This is a genomic window from Muricoccus harenae, assembly GCF_009848505.1.
Taxonomy (GTDB): domain Bacteria; phylum Pseudomonadota; class Alphaproteobacteria; order Acetobacterales; family Acetobacteraceae; genus Roseomonas; species Roseomonas harenae.
Window position 1 is genome coordinate 1 of sequence record NZ_WWDL01000092.1, and the last position, 1258, is coordinate 1258.

Sequence of the window (1258 nt, forward strand, 5' to 3'; positions counted from 1 at the left end):
CGCTCCTCCTCCGTCAGCACTACCGCTGCCGCTTTCGGGCCACATGACATGGGCGCCTCCCATCAGAGACGCCCGACCTTACACCCCGCCCAGCATGTCAGAACACTTCTAACTCAAACCACTAGGAGGTACCGGACGGCAGCGCAGAGCGGCTCGAAGAAGGTCATCTATGCCGCTCTGGTCGGCAATCTCGCGATTGCCATAACGAAATTCGCGGCCGCCCTTTGGACCGGCTCCAGCGTGATGATGAGCGAGGCGGTCCACTCGACTGTGGATACCGGGAACCAGACCCTCTTGCTCCTCAGCATCAAGCGTGCCGCGCGGCCGCCGACGCCGCGGCATCCCTTCGGCCATGGGATGGAACTGTACTTCTGGGCCCTCGTGGTCGCGTTGCTGATCTTCGCGCTCGGTGGCGCCTTCTCGATTTATGAGGGCTGGCGCAAGATCGTCCAGCCGGAGCCGGTCGAGAGCGCCTAGATCAACTTCGTTGTGCTCGGCGCCTGCGTATTCTTCGAGGCGCTGTCCTTTCGCGTCGCCTGGCGCGAGTTCCACAAGAAGCATGTTGGCGAGCCCTCATGGTCTGCCCTCCGGCGCGGCAAGGACCCCAGCGTCTTCGCGGTGCTGCTTGAGGACGCGGCTGCGCTCATTGGGCTCGCCATTGCTCTCGTCGGATTGCTGCTTGCCGAATGGCTGGACATGCCAATGCTCGACGGCGTCGCCTCCATCGGAATCGGCTTACTGCTGGTTCTCACAGCTACGTTCCTGGCAAATGAGACGCGAAGCTTGCTGACGGGCGAGGCCGCTTCGCCCGTGATCATCCAGCAGGTGCGATCCATGTTGGAAAACGATCCGCGGGTCGCCTCCGTGGAGGAGTTGCTGAGCCTCCATCTCGGCCCCTCCGAGGTGGTCCTCGCCGTGACCATCGACTTCCGTGATGATCTTCCCGGCGGAGCCATCGAAACTGCGGCTTCTGAGCTGACGCGGCGGGTGGAGGCATCACATCCCGAAATCACCCGGGTGTTCCTTCGTCCGCAACTTGGAACCGTGGAGCACGCTGGCGCGCTGCCGGCCTAAAGTGCCTCGAACGCAAAACGCCCCGGCGTTATGTCCGGGGCGTTTTAGGTTGGCTGATTTGGATGCGGGGACAGGATTTGAACCTGTGACCTTCAGGTTATGAGCCTGACGAGCTACCGGGCTGCTCCACCCCGCGTGGGTGTTATGGGTCCGTCGGGAGTATCATCTGATCCGGTCTGGTGGC

At 62.6% G+C, this 1258-nt stretch carries 1 tRNA gene and 1 pseudogene; one reads left to right on the plus strand and one right to left on the minus strand.

From position 1 onward, the window contains the following. The first annotated feature begins 48 nt into the window (after positions 1-48). Positions 49-1074: pseudogene (locus tag GSE44_RS26430) on the plus strand (cation diffusion facilitator family transporter). Positions 1075-1133: 59 nt separating this feature from the next. On the opposite strand, the gene GSE44_RS25035 reads toward GSE44_RS26430, so the two are convergent. Further along, positions 1134-1210, minus strand: a tRNA-Met gene (locus GSE44_RS25035). Positions 1211-1258 lie beyond the last annotated feature (48 nt).